We start from the raw sequence: 19,276 nt of genomic DNA, 5'->3' as shown, positions 1-19,276 counted from the left end.
CCTACGCACCGGGCGCACGCCGACGCCGCGATGGGCACCGCACCGGGCGTGCGCGGTGTCGTCGGCGAGGACCCCCTCCACCCTGTCGCGGAAGATCTCCGGCGTCACCGTGCCCACCGGCTCGGGGAACCGCCACGGTCGGCGGCATCCGGTCCGGGCGCGGACGTACGGAGGCCGCCGCCGGACAGCAACTCGGCGGCGGCCGGCGCGAGGCGCGCCTGCTGGTGTTGCGTGACGACCTTTCCCCCGACGTCGGTCAGCGCCCGGCGTCGGTCTCCGGTCAGTACCCGCGGTACTGCTGCTGCTGGTTGTACGGGTCCTGGTACTGGGGCGTGGCCGGCCGGGGTGCGGCGGGACGCATCGCCTCGTACCCGGCCGGAGCCGCGGGGCGCATCTGCTGCGGAGCCTGCGGACCCGGGTAACCGCGCGGCGGGGCGGCCTGCGGCGGGATGTACGCCGCCGGCGCCTGCTGCAGGGGTGAGGGCTGCTGGGCCTGCGGGTAGCCGTAGGGGGCCTGTGAGGGGCCCGACGGCAGCGCGGGCAGTGCCGACGGCAGCGCGGGCAGGTTGCTGCTGCTCGGCGTGTCGTAAGCGGCGGGGACCCGGATCGGGGCGATCTGCGGGGTGCCTCGCTCGGCCACGAGCGAGTCGTAGATCGGGGTGTCCGGGAAGGCGGAGTAGTAGCCGCCATAGGTGGAGCGGGGGGAGGTCATGACACATAAGTTAAGCCCACGATGTGCTGGTTGGGGAGACCGATAAGACGGTTGATTTCCGTGTCGGGGGTGACCTGGGATCCTCAATGCGAGCGAAGTCGGGAAAAAGGGACGGCGATCCGCGTTTTGATCGTGTAAAGGCCTAGTTCCGAGGTGGTTACCGCCGGTTGGACGGACGGCTTTCTGTGGCTTTCATGGGCGTTCGCCGTCTCCCGGAATAGGTTGGCCGGGTAGGAAGAACCGAGAGCTGAGGGGGCGGCCATGGCGAGTCCGATGTCGAAGGGTTCCAACATCCCGGTGCCGACTACGGCACTGCGGGTCGAACTGGGCTGGCGCTCGGGGCCAGGAGTGCCCGACGCGGACGCCTCGGCGCTGCTGCTCGTGGGCGGCAAGGTGCGCTCCGACGCCGACTTCGTCTTCTACAACCAGCCGGCCCACTCCTCCGGCGCGGTCCGCCACGAGGGCAAGCGGGACGCCGGCGGCCGGGTGACCGACAGCCTTCTCGTCGACCTCGCGCGCGTGGAGCCCGCGATCGAGACGATCGTGCTGGCCGCCTCGGCCGACGGCGGTACCTTCGCGCAGGTGCCCGGCCTGTACATCGAGGTGCGGGACGCGGCGGGGGACACGGTCGCCGCCCGGTTCGACAGCGCCGGCGCCACGGTCGAGACGGCCTTCGTGCTCGGCGAGTTCTACCGCCGCCAGGGCGCCTGGAAGTTCCGCGCGGTCGGCCAGGGCTACGGCAGCGGACTCGAGGGCCTCGCCACGGACTTCGGCATCAGCGTGGACGAACCCCAGCACACGGCGCCGTCCCCACAGCCCTCCGCCACCGCGACACCTCCGGCGCCCCCGCAGCCCTCCGCCGCCCCGACACCTCCGCCGCCGTCCGGCCTGCCGACCATGCCCGCCCTGCCCGTCACCGTGCCCCCGCCCGTGGCGCCCGCCCCGCCTCAGCCGCCGGCGCCGCCCGCCGCACCGGTCCGGCTGAGCAAGGTGACCCTCACCAAGGCCGCCCCGTCGGTGTCGCTCACCAAACAGGGCGGCACCTCCGGCGCCATGCGCGTGAACCTCAACTGGGAGGTCCGTAAACAGTTCTCGCGGTGGGGCAGCAAACAAGGCCGCGCGGTCGCCCTGCACAACGACCTCGACCTCGACCTGTGCGCCCTGTTCGAACTCGCCGACGGCCGCAAGGGCGTCGTCCAGGCCCTCGGCAACTCCTTCGGCGCCCTGCACCAGCCGCCGTACATTCATCTCGACGGCGACGACCGTACGGGGGCCGTCACCAGTGGCGAGAACCTCACCGTCAACCTCGACCACAAGAACGACTTCCGGCGCATCCTCGTCTTCGTGACCATCTACGAGGGTGCCCGCTCCTTCGCCGACCTGCACGCCACCGTCACACTGCAGCCCCAGTACGGCGCCGCGATCGACTTCTCCCTGGACGAGTGCACCGTCCCCTCGACCGTGTGCGCCCTCGCGCTGATCACCAACCAGGGCGGCGACCTGATCGTCCAGCGGGAGGCCCGTTACCTCGTGCCCGAACGCGGGGTGAGCCCGCAGCGGACCGTCGACCGTGTCTACGGGTGGGGCATGAACTGGACCCCGGGCCGCAAATAGCTCAGACCTCGTCGGCGACCGTGTCCGGACGGGTGTAGGTGCGGCCCTTCCAGGCCGCACCCCGCCCGCGGTAGTGCTGCACAGCCGAGTCCACCGTCATCAGCAGGTAGAGGAACGCGGTGAACGGCAGCAGGGGAGCGAGCCACAGCGGCTGCCGGTAGTAGCGGAGCATCGGGACGTACGTCCCCGTCATCACCAGCCATGCCAGGCCGCCGAGCACCGCGGTCGCCGCGTGGCCTACGGCGAGCCCGGTGAGCAGGGCGAGGGGCGGGACCAGGTACACCAGCGCCAGGCCCAGCACCGTACCGGCGAGCAGAAGCGGGTTGTGGCGCAGTTGCGCGTAGGCGCTGCGCGAGACCATCCGCCACAGGTCGTGCAGTCTCGGGTACGGCCGCACGCTGTCCACCAGGTCGGCCAGCCCCAGCCAGATGTGACCTCCGGTGCCCTTCACGGCCCGGGCGAGCGCCACGTCGTCGATCACGGCGTGCCGGATGGCGTCCGGGATCCGCGCCCGTTCCGCCGCCTCCGTGCGCAGCAGGACACAGCCGCCCGCCGCGGCCGCCGTCCGGGCCCCGCGCCGCCCGATCCGGCGGAACGGGTACAGCTGCGCGAAGAAGTAGACGAAGGCCGGCACGACCAGTCGCTCCCACAGGCTCTCCACCCGCAGCCGTGCCATCTGGGACACGACGTCGAAGCCGCCGCTGCGCGCCGCGGCCACCAGCTCCCGCAGGCTGCCCGGCGCGTGCGCGATGTCGGCGTCCGTCAGCAGGAGGTATTCGGGCTCACGCGCGCGTGCCAGCGCGATGCCGTGGCGCACCGCCCACAGCTTGCCGGTCCAGCCCGGCGGTGGCTCGCCCGGTGAGCCGACGGTCAGCGGCAGCCCGCCGTGCCGGCGTGCGAGCTCACGGGCCAGGTCGCCGGTGCCGTCGGAGCTGCCGTCGTCGACCAGAAAGACCTCCGCCCGCCCCGGATAGTCCTGGGCGAGCAGCGACGGCAGGCTCGCGGGCAGCATCTCCGCCTCGTCGCGCGCGGGGACGACCACGCAGACCGACGGCCACTCCGTCGGTTCCCGCCGCACCGGAAGCCTCACGTCCGTGCGCCAGAAAGAGCCCTGACAGAGCGACAGCCACACCCAGGCGGCCAGGGAGACGGCGGCGATCCACACGATGGCGCTCACTCGCGCAGTCTGCCCCACCCGGCCCGGCCGCAGGAGCACATCGTCTATGGTTGCCGGGTGAAGATCGCGCTCATGGACTCCGGAATCGGGCTGTTGGCGGCCACCGCCGCGGTACGGCGCCTGCGCCCCGACGCCGATCTCGTCCTCTCCCTCGACCCGGACGGCATGCCCTGGGGGCCGCGCACCCCCCAGGACCTCACCGGACGCGCGGTGGCCGTCGCCGAGGCCGCCGCCGCCCACGGGCCGGACGCCCTCATCATCGGCTGCAACACCGCGACCGTGCACGCCCTGACCACGCTGCGCGCCCTCCTCGAGCCGGGCATCCCGGTGATCGGCACCGTCCCCGCGATCAAGCCGGCCGCGGCCGGCGGCGGACCCGTCGCCATCTGGGCCACCCCCGCCACCACCGGCAGCCCCTACCAGCGCGGCCTCATCGAGGACTTCGCCGACGGGGTCACGGTCACCGAGGTGCCCTGCTGGGGACTGGCCGAGGCCGTGGAGCACGCCGACGAGACGGCGATCGACGCCGCCGTGGCCGCGGCAGCCGTCCTGACCCCGGAGGACGTGACGACCGTCGTCCTGGGCTGCACCCACTACGAACTGGTCGCCGACCGCATCCGGGCCGCCGTGCAGCGCCCCGGCCGGCCGCCGCTCGTCCTGCACGGATCGGCCGACGCCGTCGCCGCACAGGCCCTGCGTCGCATCGGCGCCCCCGCCGAGCCCCAGGAGGCCGCGCTCGGCACCGTCACGGTCCTGCTCGGTGGCCGGGAGGGCGGTCTCCCCGAGCCCGCCCTCGCCTATGCCGAGGGCCGTCTCCTCCAGGCCGTCAGCACCGCCACCTGACCGGGACGCTCCCCGTCGTCCACTCGGCCCAGTCACCCTGTGCGACGCCCTACCCGCGGAGCGAAACCTGAGTAACCTCATGCTTATGAGGGACCACTCCCACGGCGCGGACGCCTCGCACTCCGATGTCTGGACCGGTCGTGCCACCAACCGGTTCCAGTGGTTGCTCGCGCTGGTGGGCGCGGCCTGCATGGCGCTCGGCATCGAGCTCGCCGTCGACTCGGCGTGGACCTCCGGCACCGCACCTCTTGTCATGTCCGTGGTCGGCTGCATCGCCGCCGGACTGCTGGTCCTCTTCGGCACGCTCGCCTTCGTGCACGTCGACCTCAAGCTCGACAAGGAGTCGCTGGAGGTGCGCTGCGGCCACATGGGCGTGCCGCGCCGCCGTATCCCGCTGGCCCATGTCGCGGGCGCCGAGTTCGAACCGCACGTCACCCCGCGCCACTGGGGCGGCTGGGGCTACCGATGGCGCCCGGAGAAGGGCACCGCCGTCGTCGTACGCCGTGGCGAGGGAGTGGTGCTGCGGCTCTGGGACGGCCACACCTTCACGATCACCGTCGACGACGCAGAGTCCGCCGTACAGGCGATCAAGGCCCGCCTGAGGACCGGGACACCCGGACCGGCGCGCTGACCGCACCCGGCCGGGACGCCACACGGCGGGGATGTCACACGGCCGGCCGATCGCGGCCGCGCAGTTCCCGGTCCGGGCGGACCGGCGAACCCGGCAGAGGCGGCGCGCCGGCGAGCGGGCGGGCCGTCGTCAGTCCGGCCAGCAGTCCCGCGCCGACCGACACCGTGGTGAAGCTCAGCGCGTTGCCGACGGCGGCGAGCGTGGCCAGCGCCGTGAGCGTGGCTCCGGCCGTGAGGACGACCGGCGTGGAGCGCCGCGCCCGCCACAGCGCGAGCAGCACCCAGCAGAAGCCCGCCGCGAGGAGCAGCACCCCGACGGCCCCTTGTTCCGCCGCCATCTGCAGCGCCGCCGAGTGCGGCTTGCCGTCGGACAGCGTCGACAGCGCCGCCGTGGGGCTGTGTTCCCCGAAGCGGCCGGGACCCACGCCGACACCAGGGTCGCGGCGCAGCAGGCCCAGGGCGTCGCGCCACAGGCCGACCCGGCGGGGCGTGAGCAGCTCGGTCAGGGAACGGGTGAGCCCGGCGGGCAGCGCCTTCGCGGCGAGGGCCCAGGTCAGGCCGGTCACCAGGGTCGCCGAAAGGGCGAGGACGGCGAGGGCCGGCCCCCGGTGCCGTACATGGCCGGCCGCGAGAGAGCACAGGAGGACGGCACAGCAGGTCACGACCGCCGTGGTCGAGCCGACGACGGCAGCGGTGATGGTGACGGTGACGGCGAGCAGCCGCAGCGCGAGCCGCGGCAGGGGCACCTCGGTCGCCCAGGCGGCGCAGCACGCGGCACCGGCCGACAGTGTCAGCATCGCGGCGGTGGCACCCGCATGGCCCAGCAGTGCGGACAGTTCGGGACCCGGCGCGAGCCGGGGCAGCGTCACCGTCAGGGCGAGCCCGGTCAGCGCGGCGGCAGCGGGCGCGGCCACCGGAAGCAGCACCCCGCAGATCCGGCCCGCCGCGTACCCGGCGGCCACGGCCAGCACCGCGAGCAGTACGCCCTCGGGCCGTCCGTCGTGCACGGTCGCGGTGACCAGGGACCAGCCGGCGCAGGCGGCGAGCACCGCCACGCCCACCGCGTCGGAGACCTCGCGTCTTTCCTCGTCGGCGTCCCTGCCGGCCGCCGACGTCATACCCGTGGAACCCACCCGACCCCCCGAACCCGGTCGCCCCCCGGCCTGTGCCGAGCCCGGACGCATGTGCGAAAGGGCTCTGCCACACCGTAACGGCTGATGGGCGGTTTGTGGATGTGTCGTGCCGGGGTCGGGCGGGCGCTCGGGACGCCCCGCGGGCGGGCGGCGCGGCGGACGGTGCTGTCGGCCGAACGGACGTCCGCCGTACACTCCCCGAGTGACCGTCACCGCAACTTCCGTGGGCCAGCCCGACCGGCTGGAACCCCAGGCCACGCCGGTTTCGCGCCGCGCGCGGCTCCTGCGCCTCCTCCCCGCCGCCGTGGCCGCGCTCTCCGGAGTGCTGCTCTACGTCAGCTTCCCGCCGCGCACGCTGTGGTGGCTGGCCCTGCCGGCCTTCGCCTGCTTCGGCTGGGTGCTGCGCGGCCGCAGCTGGAAGGCCGCCCTCGGTCTCGGTTACCTCTTCGGCCTCGGATTCCTGCTGCCGCTCCTGGTGTGGACGGGCGTGGAGGTGGGCCCCGGGCCCTGGCTCGCCCTGGCGGCCATCGAGGCCGTCTTCATCGCCCTGGTCGGTGTCGGTGTTGCCAAGGTCTCCGAGCTGCCCGCCTGGCCGCTGTGGGCGGCGGCCCTCTGGATCGCGGGCGAGGCGGCACGCGCGCGCGTGCCGTTCCGCGGCTTCCCCTGGGGCAAGATCGCCTTCGGCCAGGCGGACGGCGTCCTCCTGCCGCTCGCCGCGCTGGGTGGCACGCCCGTCCTCGGCTTCGCGGTGGTCCTCGCCGGTTTCGGCCTGTACGAGGCCGTCCGCCTCGTCCTCGAGCGGCGGCGCACCGGCGAGGTCCGGCGGTCGGCGGCCGTGGTGGCCCTGCTCAGCCTGGCCGTGCCCTTCGGGGCCGCCCTCGCCGCCCGCACACTGGTGAGCGACAAGGCGGAGGACGGCACCGCGACGGTCGCCGTCATCCAGGGCAACGTCCCCCGGCTGGGCCTCGAGTTCAACGCCCAGCGCCGGGCCGTCCTCGACTACCACGCGCGCGAGACGGAGCGGCTGGCAGCCGAGGTCAAGGCCGGGAAGGCGGCGCAGCCCGACTTCGTGCTGTGGCCCGAGAACTCCTCCGACATCGACCCCTTCGCGTACGCCGACGCGGCCGCGGTCATCGACAAGGCCGCCAAGGCGATCGGCGCCCCCATCTCGGTCGGCGGGGTCGTCGAGCGGGACGGCAAGCTGTACAACGAGCAGATCCTCTGGGACCCGGTGAAGGGCCCGACGCAGACGTACGACAAGCGACAGATCCAGCCGTTCGGTGAGTACCTTCCGCTGCGCTCCCTCATCGGGGCGATCAACGGCGACTGGACGTCGATGGTCCGCCAGGACTTCAGCCGGGGCACCAAGCCGGGCGTGTTCGACATGGACGACGCCAAGGTCGGCCTGGTCACCTGCTACGAGGCCGCCTTCGACTGGGCCGTGCGCTCCGAGGTCACCGACGGCGCCCAGCTGATCTCCGTGCCCAGCAACAACGCCACCTTCGACCGCAGCGAGATGACCTACCAGCAGCTCGCCATGTCCCGGGTCCGCGCCGTCGAGCACAGCCGCACCGTCACGGTCCCCGTCACCAGCGGCGTCAGCGCGATCATCATGCCGGACGGGAAGATCACCCAGAAGACGGGCATGTTCGTCGCCGACTCCCTGGTGCAGAAGGTGCCGCTGCGCTCCTCGGAGACGCCCGCGACCAGGCTCGGCATCCTCCCGGAGATCGCCCTGGTGCTCGTCGCCGCGGGCGGCCTGGGCTGGGCCGCCGCCGTGGGCGTACGGGCCCGGCGGTCGGTCTAAGGGCTGTCCCGTAATCCGCGGTGGATCAGCGCGGGGCGTCAGATGCGGTGCATCGCAAGGCGGAGGGACGTCCGCACACTGGATGTATGCGGATGTTCCGACAACGTGGCGAGGTGCCGTAGCTGTCGTCGCGCGCCCGCCGGGGATTACGGGGCGGCAGATCTTTCCGGTCACAGCACCAGGCATACGGGAAGCCCGGCCCGGCTAGGGTCGGTGCATGCCGACTCCTGAGTTCATCACCGAGATCCGGGCCGCCGCGGGCCACCAGTTGCTCTGGCTTCCGGGCGTCAGCGCCGTCGTCCTCGACGAGGCGGGCCGGGTGCTGCTGGGCAAGCGCGCCGACAACCACGAGTGGTGCGTGATCTCGGGTATCCCGGACCCGGGGGAGCAGCCCGCGGACTGCGCAGTGCGGGAGGTCCACGAGGAGACGGGCGTGCGCTGCGTCCCCGAGCGTGTCGCGCTCATCCGTTCCGGGAGCCGTATCCAGTACCCCAACGGCGACCGGTGCCAGTTCATGGACGTCACCTTCCGCTGCCGCGCGGTCGGCGGCGAGGCGCGGGTCAACGACGACGAGTCCGTCGAGGTCGGCTGGTTCGCGGTGGACGCCCTGCCGCCGATGCGGGAACGCCAGCTCTTCCGTATCAAGCAGGCGCTGTCCGACGAGCCCACCTGGTTTGAAACCACTGACACGAGCAACTGACGCCGTTTCACAGAACCCTCACACACTCTCACGGGAGCTTTAGACTTCAAGCGTTACGCTCGTCGCCATTCCGAGTGGCCGGTAGCCCACCTGCCGCGCCGCTCGTTCCCCCCACAGGCACAGGAGACGCGCGTGCACGACGGCGACGTAGTGGTGATCGGCGGTGGTTACGCGGGTGTCCGGCTCGCCAAACGACTGGACTCGACGGCGCGGGTGACGCTGGTGGACCGCAAGGAGGTCTTCTTCCACCGCATCGCCTCGCTGCGGGCCGGTGTGCGCCCGGAATGGTCCGTGACCCCCTTCATCCCGTACGACCGGCTGCTGCGCGGCGGCCGGGTCGTCGTGGGCAAGGCGGTCCGTGTCGACACGACCGAGCGGCAGGTCGTCCTGGCGACGGGGGAGCGGCTCCCTTACGACGTGGTGGTGATCGCCACCGGCGCCGACTACCCCGAACCGGCCCGCTTCACCGGTACCACCACCGACGAGGCGATCAAGTCGTTCGCCGGGTACCAGCGGAAGGTCTCCACCGCCGAGCACGTCCTGGTCGTCGGCGGCGGGCCCTCCGGTGTCGAGCTCAGTGCCGAGATACGCCTGGCCCGGCCCGAAGCCAGGGTCACGCTCGCCCACTCCGGGTCCACCCTGCTGCACAGCACGGGCAGCGGGCGGGCCGGACGCAAGGCGCTGAACTGGCTGGAGTCCCACGACGTGGAGGTGCGGCTCGACGCCTTCATGTCCCCCGGCAACGACTACGGCACCTACCGCGACGCCCACGGCAACGTGATCGACGCCGACCTCTCCTTCTGGACGACCGGCACCACGCCCAACACGTTCTGGTTGCGGATGGCCGGGCACGGCGACTGGCTGAACCCCGCGGGGCACGTGAAGGTCGACCGAATGCTCAGGGTCGAGAGCCGGCCGGACGTCTTCGCGGTCGGCGACGTGAACGACGCCGCCGAACTGAAGATCACCCCCGCCGCGCTCGCACAGGCCGACCTCGCCGCCCACAACATCCGGCTCCACCTGCGCAGCCCCGGACGGCACCGCAGGGAGCCCCGCCTGTACCGGCCGATCCACCGCACGCCGATCGTCGTGCCCTTCGGGCCGGCCGACGGAGTGACCGTACTGCCCGTGCCGGGCGGCGAGAGCGCCGTCCTCGGCGGCCGCACCTCGGTGCTGGCCAAGGCCAAGACCCTCATGACCCCTTATATGAGGCGCCAGCTCGGCTACACCGCGGCCTGAGCCCCGCCACCGCCGCTGTGACTTCTCCCACCTGCTCTTGCCGCAGGTGGGAAGGGTTACCTACGTTCGGTCGCATGTCCTCCCAAGGCCCCACCGCTCCCGGCGAACCGGACCGGCCCGGTATGTCCGCACCGGTCGACTTCGGTGTCGACCTGAGCTCGCACGAGATGCTCCGGCGGGCCCATGTCCTCGAGGCGCTCGGCCCGGACTGGGACCCCGTCGCCGCCCTACGGGGCGAGGAGGAGGCCTACACGCTGCTCTACTCCGGTCTCGACGCAAAGCAGCAGCGGCTGTACGACGAGCTGGTGGAGGCCGGTGTGCTCCCGCGGAGAGGGGGCGGGGATGCTGCCGCTTGACCCGCAGGCCGACCGCGGGCGCCGGGCCTGGGTGGCCTGCCCGAACTGCAACGACCACCAGGGCTGCGCCACCTGCGAGGAGGGGCGCACCTGTTCCTCGCACTGGCGGTACCTGCTGTCCAACACGGGCAGCCTGCTGCATCTGCAGTGCCCTTCGTGCACCCACATCTGGGCCCACGAGACCCACTTCGGCGCCACCCGCTCCCGCTGGGAGCGCCTCAGGAGCGGTCTGCGTCCTCAGTGACCGGCTGAGGCCGGACGGCGCAGCGGCGGCCGCTTTCGGATGACCCGGCCGCCTGTCGCCGGGAACAGGCACGCGCGGGTGTCCGACGATCGCTGCCGGCGGTCATCCCTGCCTGCCGTTCGCCCGCCCGGAGGCAGCCGTGCACATCCTGCTCCTTGCCAGCGCGTTCAACAGTCTCACCCAGCGTGTCCACGCCGAGCTGCGCGAGCGCGGCCACCGCGTCGCCGTGGAGCTCGCCCTGCCGGACGGCTCGCTGCCCGAGACCGTACGACGGCACGACCCGCGGCTCGTCCTCGCGCCGATGCTGAAGACGGCGATCCCCGAGGAGGTGTGGCGGGCGTACACGTGTCTCGTCGTCCATCCGGGTCCGGTGGGCGACCGCGGGCCGTCCTCCCTGGACTGGGCGATCCACGAGGGCCACGAGGAGTGGGGCGTCACCGTCCTTCAGGCCGACGGGGACATGGACGCCGGTGACGTGTGGGCCTCGGTTCCCTGCCGGCTTCCCGAACTGCCCAAGAGCGTCCTGTACCGGGGCGAGGTCGCCGACGCCGCGCTCGAGGCCGTCCTGCTCGCGGTGGCGCGCTTCGCCGACGGCACATATGTGCCGTGCAGGCAGGACGGGGCGGTACGGGTGCGGCCGTACCTCGACCAGAGCGTCCGCCGGATCGACTGGGCCCGGGATTCCACCCGGACCGTCCTGCGCAGGCTGCGGGCGGCCGACTCCCAGCCGGGTGTGCTGGACGTGTTCCTCGGCGGTGAGTGGTATCTGCACGGCGGTCACCCCGAGGGTGTGCTGCGCGGCCGCCCGGGCGAGCTGCTGGCCACCCGGGCCGGGGCGATCTGCCGGGCCACGACGGACGGCGCGGTATGGATCCCGGAGCTGCGGCCCCGCCGGCTTCCCGGGGCGCCGCCGACCTGCAAGCTGCCCGCGGTGTCCGCCCTGGGCGACCGGCTGCCGCCGCTGCCCGAGGCCGCGGAGGCCGGCTGGTCGGACATCCGCTACCGCGAGGACAAGGACGTCGGATTCCTCTCCTTCTCCTTTCCCGGGGGGGCCATGAGCACCGAGCAGTGCCGGCGGCTGCTCGACGCCTACCGGGAGGCCTGCGCGCGACCCACCTCCGTCCTGGTGCTGGGCGGGGAGCGGGACTTCTTCTCCAACGGCATCCACCTGGGCGTCATCGAGGCCGCCGCCGACCCGGCCGCCGAGTCCTGGGCCAACATCGAGGCCATCGACGACCTGGTCGAGGCGGTGCTCACGACGACGGACCGGCTGGTGGTGTCCGCCGTCGCGGGCAACGCCGCGGCGGGCGGGGTGATGCTCGCCCTCGCCGCCGATGAGGTGTGGTGCCGCTCGGGGTCCGTGCTGAACCCGCACTACCGGCTGATGGGGCTGTACGGCTCGGAGTACTGGACGTACACCCTGCCGCGCCGGGTCGGTCCGGCGGTCGCCGAACGGCTCGTCCGGGAGGCGCTGCCGATCGGTTCGGCGGGAGCGTTGGAGCTGGGGCTCGTCGACCGGGTGGTGGAGGCCGGTCCCGGTGACTTCGCGGCCGAGGTCGGCCGCCTGGCGGCGCATCTGTCCGCGCTGCCGGCGACGACGGCCCGCATCGCCGCGAAGAAGCCGGAGCTGGAGACCAGGAGCGTGCTGGCCGCCTTCCGGGAGCGGGAGCTGGCCCTGATGCGCCGGACCTTCGACGATCCGGACGCCCCCTACCACGCCCTGCGCCGGGCGTTCGTCCGCAAGGAGCGCCCCCGGCGCACCCCGCGGCACCTCGCCCCGGCCCAAACCCCGCCGAGCCCGTCTGCCGCAGGATTCACCGGAACGGCCCCCCATGACGTCCCCTCCAGGCCGGTCAGCTGATACGAAGAACCTCGGAGTCCGAAATGTAGGGCTTCATCCCTTACCTCCCCAGGAGGCGGTCCCATGACTGAGGCGACGCCGAACACGGTGGGCGCTGCGGACGCCACAGGCGCGCCCGCCGAAGAGACACCCACGATCCACATCCTCTGGATCAACGCGGGTCTGAGCTGCGACGGTGACTCGGTCGCGCTGACCGCGGCCATGCAGCCGAGCATCGAGGAGATCGTCCTCGGTGCGCTGCCGGGCCTGCCGAAGATCGCCGTGCACTGGCCGCTCATCGACTTCGAGTGCGGTCCGGTCGGCGGCGCGGACACGTTCATCGAGTGGTTCTTCAAGGGGGAGCGCGGCGAGATCGACCCGTTCGTGCTGGTCGTGGAGGGCTCCGTCCCCAACGAGGCGATCAAGCCGGAAGGCTACTGGTGCGGCTTCGGCGACAACCCCGAGACGGGACAGCCGATCACCACCAGCGAGTGGATCGACCGGCTCGCGCCGAAGGCCCTGGCCGTGGTCGCCATCGGCACCTGTGCCACGTACGGCGGCATCCACGCGATGGCCGGCAACCCGACCGGCGCGATGGGTGTGCCGGACTACCTCGGCTGGGACTGGAAGTCCCAGGCCGGCATCCCGATCGTGTGCGTCCCCGGCTGCCCGATCCAGCCCGACAACTTCGCCGAGACGCTCACCTACCTGCTCTACCAGGCCACCGGCGCCGCCCCGATGATCCCGCTGGACGACAAGCTGCGCCCGACCTGGCTGTTCGGGGCCACCGTCCACGAGGGCTGCGACCGGGCCGGCTACTACGAGCAGGGCGAGTTCGCGGAGTCGTACGACTCGCCGAAGTGCCTGGTCAAGATCGGCTGCTGGGGCCCGGTCGTCAAGTGCAACGTGCCCAAGCGCGGCTGGATGAACGGCATCGGCGGCTGCCCCAACGTCGGCGGCATCTGCATCGCCTGCACCATGCCCGGCTTCCCGGACAAGTTCATGCCGTTCATGGACGAACCCCCGGGCGCCAAGGTCTCCAGCACGGCCAGCGGCGCCTACGGAGCCGTCGTCCGCAAGCTGCGCTCGATCACGGCGAAGACGGTGGACAAGGAGCCCAAGTGGCGCCGCACCGGAGAGAAGATCACCACCGGCTACCGGCCCCCCTGGTGACGTCCGCTCAGCACACCCCCCACACCCCCCGCGCAACGAAGGGCACGGCAAAGACGATGGCAAGGACGAAGGCGGCCGGAGACGGCAGCGGCCTGGTGGAGATGGCCTGGGACCCGATCACGAGGATCGTGGGCAGCCTGGGCATCCACACGAAGATCGACTTCAAGCAGAAGCGGGTCGCCGAGTGCTACAGCACCTCGTCGGTCTTCCGCGGCTACAGCGTCTTCATGCGCGGCAAGGACCCCCGCGACGCCCACTTCATCACCAGCCGCATCTGCGGAATCTGCGGCGACAACCACGCCACCTGCTCGGTGTACGCGCAGAACATGGCGTACGGCGTGAAGCCCCCGCACCTCGGTGAGTGGATCATCAACCTCGGCGAGTCCGCGGAGTACATGTTCGACCACAACATCTTCCAGGAGAACCTGGTCGGGGTCGACTACTGCGAGAAGATGGTCCGGGAGACCAACCCCGGGGTCCTCGAACTCGCCGAGCGCACCGAGGCCCCGCACGCCGCCGAGCACGGCTACCGCACCATCGCCGACATCATGCGCTCGCTCAACCCGCTGGAGGGGGAGTTCTACCGCGAGGCCCTCCAGGTCAGCCGGTACACGCGCGAGATGTTCTGTCTGATGGAGGGCCGCCATGTGCACCCCTCCACGCTCTACCCGGGCGGCGTCGGCACGGTCGCCTCCGTGCAGCTCTTCACCGACTACCTGAGCCGCCTCATGCGGTACGTCGAGTTCATGAAGCGGGTCGTGCCCCTGCACGACGACCTGTTCGACTTCTTCTACGAGGCCCTGCCCGGGTACGAGGAGGTCGGCCGCAGGCGGGTCCTGCTCGGCTGCTGGGGCGCCCTCAACGACCCGGAGTACTGCGACTTCACCTATGCCAACATGACGGACTGGGGCCGGCGGATGTTCGTCACGCCCGGCATCATCGTCGACGGCAAGCTCGTCACCAACGACCTCACCGAGATCAACCTCGGTATCCGCATCCTGCTGGGCAGCTCCTACTACGAGGACTGGCAGGGCCAGGAGCAGTTCGTCACCCACGACCCGCTCGGCAACCCGGTGGACCCGCGCCACCCGTGGAACCAGCACACCATCCCCGCCCCGCAGAAGCGGGACTTCGACGACAAGTACAGCTGGGTCATGTCCCCGCGCTGGTTCGACGGCAAGGACCACCTCGCCCTGGACACCGGCGGCGGCCCCATCGCCCGCCTGTGGTCCACCGCCCTGTCCGGACTCGTCGACATCGGGTACGTCAAGGCCACCGGCCACAGCGTGGTCATCAACCTGCCCCGCACGATGACCAAGCCGGAGACCACCTTCGAGTGGAAGATCCCGCAGTGGTCCAACGCGCTGGAGCGCAACCGGGCCCGCACCTACTTCCAGGCGTACTCCGCCGCGGTCGCCCTGCACTGCGCGGAGCGGGGCCTCGAGGAGGTCCGCGCCGGACGCACCCAGACCTGGGAGAAGTTCGAGGTCCCCGAGGAGAGCATCGGCGTCGGCTTCACCGAGGCCGTCCGCGGTGTCCTCTCCCACCACATGGTGATCCGCGACGGCAAGATCGCCAACTACCACCCGTACCCGCCCACCCCGTGGAACGCCAGCGTCCGCGACTCCTACGGCACCCCGGGCCCCTACGAGGACGCCGTGCAGAACACCCCGATCTTCGAGGAGAACCCCCCGGAGAACTTCAAGGGCATCGACATCATGCGCGCCGTGCGCAGCTTCGACCCCTGTCTGCCCTGCGGCGTCCACATGTACGTCGGCGGCGGCAAGACGGTGAAGACGATGCACGTGCCCACCGGCCTGAGCGGACTGGGCGGATGAGCCCGGTCATCTCCGCGGAGCGGACCGGGCGCCGGGTCGAGGAGGTCCTCGACCGGCTGGCCGCGGGCGGCGACCCCGCCGCCGCGGCCGCGGCCGAGGAACTGGTCCGCTCCCTGATGGACTTCTACGGCTCCGGCCTCGCCCGCGTCCTCCAGCTGCTGTCCGCCGCCCCCGGTGAACCGGCGGCACGGCTCCTCGGCGACGAACTGGTCGCGAGCCTGCTCGTCCTGCACGATCTGCACCCCGAGGACCGCGACACCAGGATCACCCGGGCCCTCTCCTGCGTCCGCGACCAGGACCTGGAGGTCGCGGGCTTCGACGAGGACAGCGGCACCCTGACCCTGCGGGCCGCGGGGGGCGGCGGCTGCGGTTGCGGCTCCGGTGCCCAGGAAGCCGTGGAAGCGGCGCTGGCCTGCTTCGCGCCGGAGGTCAGGACGGTCGAGGTGAAGCAGGCGCCCGCCCTGCTGCAGATCGGGACGAAGACCCGGTGACCGCGGCCACCGCCGGCGGTCTGCGCCGGTTCCTCACCGACCGTCCGCCCCGGCCCGAGCGGTGCGAACTGTGCGCGGTGACCGTGCCCGAGGCCGACCACCGCCACCTGGTCGACACCGAGCGGCGCGCCCTCGTCTGCGCCTGCACGGCCTGCGCGCTGCTGATGGAGCAGCCGGGCGCCGCCGCGGGCCGCTTCCGCGCGGTCCCGGCCCGCTATCTCACCGACCCGGGCCACCGCCTGGACGAGCGGGCCTGGGAGGCGCTGCAGATCCCCGTCGGCGTCGCCTTCTTCTTCCGCAACGCCGCGCTCGACCGGCTCGTCGCCCTCTACCCGAGCCCGGCCGGCGCCACCGAGAGCGAACTCGAACCGGCCACCTGGACCGAGGTCCTCGGCGGCAGCCCCCTCGCCGAACTCCTCGAACCGGACGTGGAGGCACTGCTCCTGCGCCGCACCGACGGCCGGTGCGAGTGCCATCTCGTACCGATCGACATCTGCTACGAACTCGTCGGCCGGATGCGCCTGCTCTGGCAGGGCTTCGACGGCGGCGCCGAGGCCCGCGCCGCACTGGACGACTTCTTCGCGGAAGTCCGGCGCCAGGCCCGGCCGGTGAACGGGGCGCAGCGCCTTTGACCGAGTTCTCCTTCACCTGCACCGGCGTCCGCGCCGACCGGTACGCCGCCGGCCCGACCCTCGTCTTCCGGCTGCGTGTCACCGCCTCCGGCGACACCCCCGTGCACGCCCTCGCGCTGCGCTGCCAGATCCGCATCGAACCCGCCCGCCGCGGCTACGGACCCGCCGAGGCCGACGGACTGACCGACCTCTTCGGCGAGCGCTCCCGCTGGGGCAGCACACTCCACCCGGTGCAGTTCGCCCAAGTGCCGTTGATGGTCCCGTCGTTCACCGGGCAGACCGAGGCCGACCTCGTCGTCCCCTGCACCTACGACCTGGACATCGCCGCGACCCGCTACCTCGACGCCCTCACCGACGGAGAGGTCCCGCTGCTGATGCTGTTCTCCGGTACGGCGTTCACCGGAGCCGGCGGCTTCCGCGTGGAGCCCGTCCCGTGGGACCGCGAGGCGGCCTACCGGATGCCGGTCACCGCCTGGCGGGAGATGGTCGAGCAGCACTTCCCCGGCTGCGGCTGGATCCGGCTGCCCCGCGACACCATGGACGCCCTCCTCGCCTACCGCTCACGGCACGCCCTGCCCTCCTGGGAGGCGACCGTCAAGGCACTGCTGGACCCGGACCTGGACAGGGCCGGCCCGCCCGCGCACGACCCGCTGCGCGCCCTCACCGCCACCACCGGAAGGACCGATCCGTGACCGTGACCGCGTTCGCCCCCGAGACCGAGGAGCGGTTCGCCCTCGCCCGGCAGGTGGCCGACGCCGTCCTCTTCGAGGGCTATGTCCTCTACCCGTACCGCGCCTCGGCCGCCAAGAACCGGCTGCGCTGGCAGTTCGGTGTCCTCGTGCCGCCCGCGTGGGGCGCCGAGTGCGAGGAGCACGACTTCCAGCACACCGAGTGCCTGATGGAACCGAGGAGGGGCGCGATCCTGTCCGTCGAGGCGCGCTTCCTGCGCGCCCGCCGGCGCACGGTGCAGCGGGCCTGCGCGGACGGCGGCTACGAGACGGTCGCCGAACTCCGCCTGGACGACCGGGTACTGGTGCCCTGGGACGAGGGCGGCGAGGAACGCGTCGAGGTCGTGGCGCCGGTGGACGACCTGCTTGGCGACGGCGTCGTCCGTCCCTTCCGCCTCCCCGCCGGGGAGGACATCGAACCCGTCCTGGACGCGGACGGCCGCGTCGTCGGCCGACTTGTGCGGAGGTGGGCGGAGGCCTGCGGCACACTGCGCCTGTCCGCCCGCGAACTCGACGGGCCCTACCGGGTGTTGCGGCTGACCGCGGTCGTGGAGAACACCAGTGACTGGACGCCGCCCGCGGGCCGCGCCGCCGACCGGGACGCGGCGCTGCCGCACTCCCTGGTGGCCAGCCATCTCCTCATGGCCCTCAGCGCCGGATCGTTCCTGTCGATGACCGACCCTCCCGAGTGGGCGAAGGGCGCGGTCGCCGCCTGCCGCAACCTGCACACCTGGCCCGTGCTGGCCGGCGAACCCGGCCGCGCCGACCTCGTGCTGTCCTCGCCGATCATCCTGGAGGACCACCCCGCTATCGCGCCGGAGAGCCTCGGCGCGCTCTACGACGCCACCGAGATCGACGAGATCCTCGCGCTGCGCACCGCCGCTCTCACCGACGAGGAGAAGCGCGAGGCCCGCGGCACCGACGAGCGGGCGGCCGCGGTGATCGACCTCGCGGACTCGATGCCGGCGGAGGTGCTGGAACGCCTGCACGGGGCCGTACGGGGTTTGCGAGAGGTCACCGGGGAGGGGGACGTCCCCGACGAGTACGGCGTCCAGCGGCCGGACACCCCCTGGTGGGACCCGGCGAGCGACGAGGGCTTCGACCCCGCCCGGGACCGGGTCGTCGTGGACGGCCGGTCCGTGGGGAAGGGCAGCCGCGTCGAGTTGCGCCCCGGGCTGCGGCACACCGACGCCCAGGACCTGTTCCTCCAGGGCCGCACCGCCACGGTCGAGGCGGTCCTGCACGACGTCGACGGAGCGGTCCACCTGGCGGTCACGGTCGACGGCGATCCGGGCGCCGACATCCGCCGTGAGCAGGGCCGGTTCCTGTACTTCCAGCCGGACGAACTCGTGCCCCTGGAGGACCGGTCATGACCCGCACCCTCGTCGCCGGCATCGGCAACATCTTCCTCGGCGACGACGGCTTCGGCGTGGAGACCGTCCGCCGGCTGGCCGAACGGCGGCTGCCGGAACACGTCGAGGTGGTGGACATCGGCGTACGCGGCGTCCACCTCGCCTACCAGCTCCTCGACGGCTACGACACGCTCGTCGTCGTGGACGCCACGGCCCGCGGAGAGGCCCCCGGCACGCTGTACGTCATCGAGCACGAAGGCCCGGACGACGGCGGCACCCACGCGGCCGCGCCCGCGATCGACGGCCACCGGATGACCCCCGACAGCGTCCTGGCGCTGCTGCACACCCTCTGCGCCGGTACCGGCGGCGAGCCGCCCGGGCGCGTCCTGATCGTCGGCTGCGAACCGGCCTCGGTGGAGGAGGGCATCGGCCTCAGCACGCCGGTGTCCGCCGCCGTGCCCGAGGCCGTACGCGTGATCGAAGAGCTGCTGCGGGACGGCGTCCGGCCGCCCGTGGCACAGGCCTCAACCCGTGGGGCCCCGACCCGAGGAGAGACGGCATGAAGAAGATCATCGCTGGTGGGGCGGCGGCCCTGGTGGTGGCCGCCGTGGTCGTCGAGGTGTTCCCCGACGTCCGGCGTTATCTGCGGATCCGACGGATGTGAACCGGGGCCGGGCGGGTGCCCCGGGTGCTTGCGGCGAACGGCGTACCCGCCCGGCCGGTCACGGCGTGCCTGGCCGGGCGACCGACGCCCCTCGCCTCTAATG

The 19,276-nt window shown here is 72.4% G+C and carries 20 protein-coding genes; 17 read left to right on the top strand and 3 right to left on the bottom strand.

Annotation, left to right across the window (positions count from 1 at the left end; all coding sequences use genetic code 11):
• Positions 1-280: 280 nt before the first annotated feature.
• A complete protein-coding gene (locus ABT057_RS01265; RefSeq protein WP_352340200.1) occupies positions 281-712 on the bottom strand; it encodes a DUF6643 family protein in 432 nt (143 codons plus the stop codon).
• 273 nt (positions 713-985) lie between these two features.
• Between ABT057_RS01265 and ABT057_RS01260 the strand changes: the two genes are divergently transcribed.
• On the top strand, positions 986-2,326 hold the full coding sequence (locus ABT057_RS01260) for a TerD family protein (protein WP_352340586.1): 1,341 nt from the start codon (positions 986-988) through the stop codon (positions 2,324-2,326).
• A gap of 1 nt (position 2,327) precedes the next feature.
• Here ABT057_RS01260 and ABT057_RS01255 read toward each other — a convergent pair whose 3' ends face one another.
• The gene (locus ABT057_RS01255) at positions 2,328-3,521 is read right to left on the bottom strand and encodes a glycosyltransferase (protein WP_352340585.1); all 1,194 of its coding nucleotides are present in this window, start codon (positions 3,519-3,521) and stop codon (positions 2,328-2,330) included.
• A gap of 39 nt (positions 3,522-3,560) precedes the next feature.
• Between ABT057_RS01255 and ABT057_RS01250 the strand changes: the two genes are divergently transcribed.
• Together ABT057_RS01250 and ABT057_RS01245 are read left to right on the top strand one after the other, a co-directional pair.
• A complete protein-coding gene (locus ABT057_RS01250; protein ID WP_352340198.1) occupies positions 3,561-4,346 on the top strand; it encodes a glutamate racemase in 786 nt (261 codons plus the stop codon).
• 85 nt (positions 4,347-4,431) lie between these two features.
• On the top strand, positions 4,432-4,977 hold the full coding sequence (locus tag ABT057_RS01245) for a hypothetical protein (RefSeq protein ID WP_352340196.1): 546 nt from the start codon (positions 4,432-4,434) through the stop codon (positions 4,975-4,977).
• A 34-nt stretch (positions 4,978-5,011) separates the two neighbouring features.
• Here the strand turns inward: ABT057_RS01245 and ABT057_RS01240 are convergent, their stop codons facing one another.
• Positions 5,012-6,094, bottom strand: coding sequence for an O-antigen ligase family protein (locus tag ABT057_RS01240; RefSeq protein WP_352340194.1), 1,083 nt, complete (start codon positions 6,092-6,094; stop codon positions 5,012-5,014).
• Between the two features lie 217 nt (positions 6,095-6,311).
• Here ABT057_RS01240 and lnt point away from each other — a divergent pair, with 217 nt between their 5' ends.
• The 14 genes from lnt (at position 6,312) to ABT057_RS49145 (ending at position 19,173) form a co-directional block, all read left to right on the top strand.
• Complete coding sequence (lnt, locus tag ABT057_RS01235; RefSeq protein WP_352340192.1) at positions 6,312-7,916, top strand: apolipoprotein N-acyltransferase; 1,605 nt, start codon at positions 6,312-6,314, stop codon at positions 7,914-7,916.
• A 217-nt stretch (positions 7,917-8,133) separates the two neighbouring features.
• On the top strand, positions 8,134-8,616 hold the full coding sequence (locus tag ABT057_RS01230; RefSeq protein WP_352340190.1) for an NUDIX hydrolase: 483 nt from the start codon (positions 8,134-8,136) through the stop codon (positions 8,614-8,616).
• Between the two features lie 132 nt (positions 8,617-8,748).
• Positions 8,749-9,855 (top strand): NAD(P)/FAD-dependent oxidoreductase, encoded by a 1,107-nt coding sequence (locus ABT057_RS01225; protein ID WP_352340188.1) that lies wholly within the window; start codon positions 8,749-8,751, stop codon positions 9,853-9,855.
• Between the two features lie 74 nt (positions 9,856-9,929).
• A complete protein-coding gene (locus ABT057_RS01220) occupies positions 9,930-10,211 on the top strand; it encodes a DUF6400 family protein (protein ID WP_352340186.1) in 282 nt (93 codons plus the stop codon).
• Entirely contained in the window at positions 10,198-10,455 is a 258-nt protein-coding gene (locus ABT057_RS01215) for a hypothetical protein (protein WP_352340184.1), read from the top strand. The genes ABT057_RS01220 and ABT057_RS01215 overlap by 14 nt, the downstream gene beginning before the upstream one ends.
• Positions 10,456-10,594: 139 nt before the next feature.
• On the top strand, positions 10,595-12,316 hold the full coding sequence (locus ABT057_RS01210) for an enoyl-CoA hydratase-related protein (RefSeq protein ID WP_352340182.1): 1,722 nt from the start codon (positions 10,595-10,597) through the stop codon (positions 12,314-12,316).
• A gap of 63 nt (positions 12,317-12,379) precedes the next feature.
• Positions 12,380-13,468 (top strand): NADH-quinone oxidoreductase subunit B family protein, encoded by a 1,089-nt coding sequence (locus ABT057_RS01205; RefSeq protein ID WP_352340180.1) that lies wholly within the window; start codon positions 12,380-12,382, stop codon positions 13,466-13,468.
• Positions 13,469-13,524: 56 nt separating this feature from the next.
• The gene (locus tag ABT057_RS01200) at positions 13,525-15,306 is read left to right on the top strand and encodes a nickel-dependent hydrogenase large subunit (RefSeq protein ID WP_352340178.1); all 1,782 of its coding nucleotides are present in this window, start codon (positions 13,525-13,527) and stop codon (positions 15,304-15,306) included.
• Positions 15,303-15,797, top strand: coding sequence for a NifU-related iron-sulfur-binding protein (locus tag ABT057_RS01195; RefSeq protein WP_352340176.1), 495 nt, complete (start codon positions 15,303-15,305; stop codon positions 15,795-15,797). Before ABT057_RS01200 ends, ABT057_RS01195 begins: the two co-directional genes overlap by 4 nt.
• Complete coding sequence (locus ABT057_RS01190; RefSeq protein WP_352340174.1) at positions 15,794-16,429, top strand: DUF5947 family protein; 636 nt, start codon at positions 15,794-15,796, stop codon at positions 16,427-16,429. The genes ABT057_RS01195 and ABT057_RS01190 overlap by 4 nt, the downstream gene beginning before the upstream one ends.
• Positions 16,426-17,121 (top strand): DUF6084 family protein, encoded by a 696-nt coding sequence (locus tag ABT057_RS01185; RefSeq protein ID WP_352340172.1) that lies wholly within the window; start codon positions 16,426-16,428, stop codon positions 17,119-17,121. Before ABT057_RS01190 ends, ABT057_RS01185 begins: the two co-directional genes overlap by 4 nt.
• A complete protein-coding gene (locus ABT057_RS01180; RefSeq protein ID WP_352340170.1) occupies positions 17,118-18,530 on the top strand; it encodes a hypothetical protein in 1,413 nt (470 codons plus the stop codon). Before ABT057_RS01185 ends, ABT057_RS01180 begins: the two co-directional genes overlap by 4 nt.
• A complete protein-coding gene (locus ABT057_RS01175; RefSeq protein ID WP_352340168.1) occupies positions 18,527-19,072 on the top strand; it encodes a hydrogenase maturation protease in 546 nt (181 codons plus the stop codon). Before ABT057_RS01180 ends, ABT057_RS01175 begins: the two co-directional genes overlap by 4 nt.
• Entirely contained in the window at positions 19,069-19,173 is a 105-nt protein-coding gene (locus ABT057_RS49145; RefSeq protein WP_502973744.1) for a DUF6893 family small protein, read from the top strand. Before ABT057_RS01175 ends, ABT057_RS49145 begins: the two co-directional genes overlap by 4 nt.
• Positions 19,174-19,276: the final 103 nt, after the last annotated feature.

Source organism: Streptomyces sp. NPDC002588 (genome assembly GCF_040295925.1).
Taxonomy (GTDB): Bacteria; Actinomycetota; Actinomycetes; order Streptomycetales; family Streptomycetaceae; genus Streptomyces.
The sequence above is the reverse complement of the archived record's forward strand: the minus strand, read 5'-3'. Positions and strand labels throughout refer to the sequence as shown.

Excerpts from the sequence above, each read along its gene's own strand:
- ABT057_RS01265 (WP_352340200.1), bottom strand. The coding sequence starts at position 712 with ATGACCTCCCCCCGCTCCACCTATGGCGGCTACTACTCCGCCTTCCCG.
- ABT057_RS01260 (WP_352340586.1), top strand. The coding sequence starts at position 986 with ATGTCGAAGGGTTCCAACATCCCGGTGCCGACTACGGCACTGCGGGTC.
- ABT057_RS01245 (WP_352340196.1), top strand. The coding sequence starts at position 4,432 with ATGAGGGACCACTCCCACGGCGCGGACGCCTCGCACTCCGATGTCTGG.
- ABT057_RS01240 (WP_352340194.1), bottom strand. The coding sequence starts at position 6,094 with ATGACGTCGGCGGCCGGCAGGGACGCCGACGAGGAAAGACGCGAGGTC.
- ABT057_RS01230 (WP_352340190.1), top strand. The coding sequence starts at position 8,134 with ATGCCGACTCCTGAGTTCATCACCGAGATCCGGGCCGCCGCGGGCCAC.
- ABT057_RS01220 (WP_352340186.1), top strand. The coding sequence starts at position 9,930 with ATGTCCTCCCAAGGCCCCACCGCTCCCGGCGAACCGGACCGGCCCGGT.
- ABT057_RS01215 (WP_352340184.1), top strand. The coding sequence starts at position 10,198 with ATGCTGCCGCTTGACCCGCAGGCCGACCGCGGGCGCCGGGCCTGGGTG.
- ABT057_RS01205 (WP_352340180.1), top strand. The coding sequence starts at position 12,380 with ATGACTGAGGCGACGCCGAACACGGTGGGCGCTGCGGACGCCACAGGC.
- ABT057_RS01200 (WP_352340178.1), top strand. The coding sequence starts at position 13,525 with ATGGCAAGGACGAAGGCGGCCGGAGACGGCAGCGGCCTGGTGGAGATG.
- ABT057_RS01195 (WP_352340176.1), top strand. The coding sequence starts at position 15,303 with ATGAGCCCGGTCATCTCCGCGGAGCGGACCGGGCGCCGGGTCGAGGAG.
- ABT057_RS01175 (WP_352340168.1), top strand. The coding sequence starts at position 18,527 with ATGACCCGCACCCTCGTCGCCGGCATCGGCAACATCTTCCTCGGCGAC.
- ABT057_RS49145 (WP_502973744.1), top strand. The coding sequence starts at position 19,069 with ATGAAGAAGATCATCGCTGGTGGGGCGGCGGCCCTGGTGGTGGCCGCC.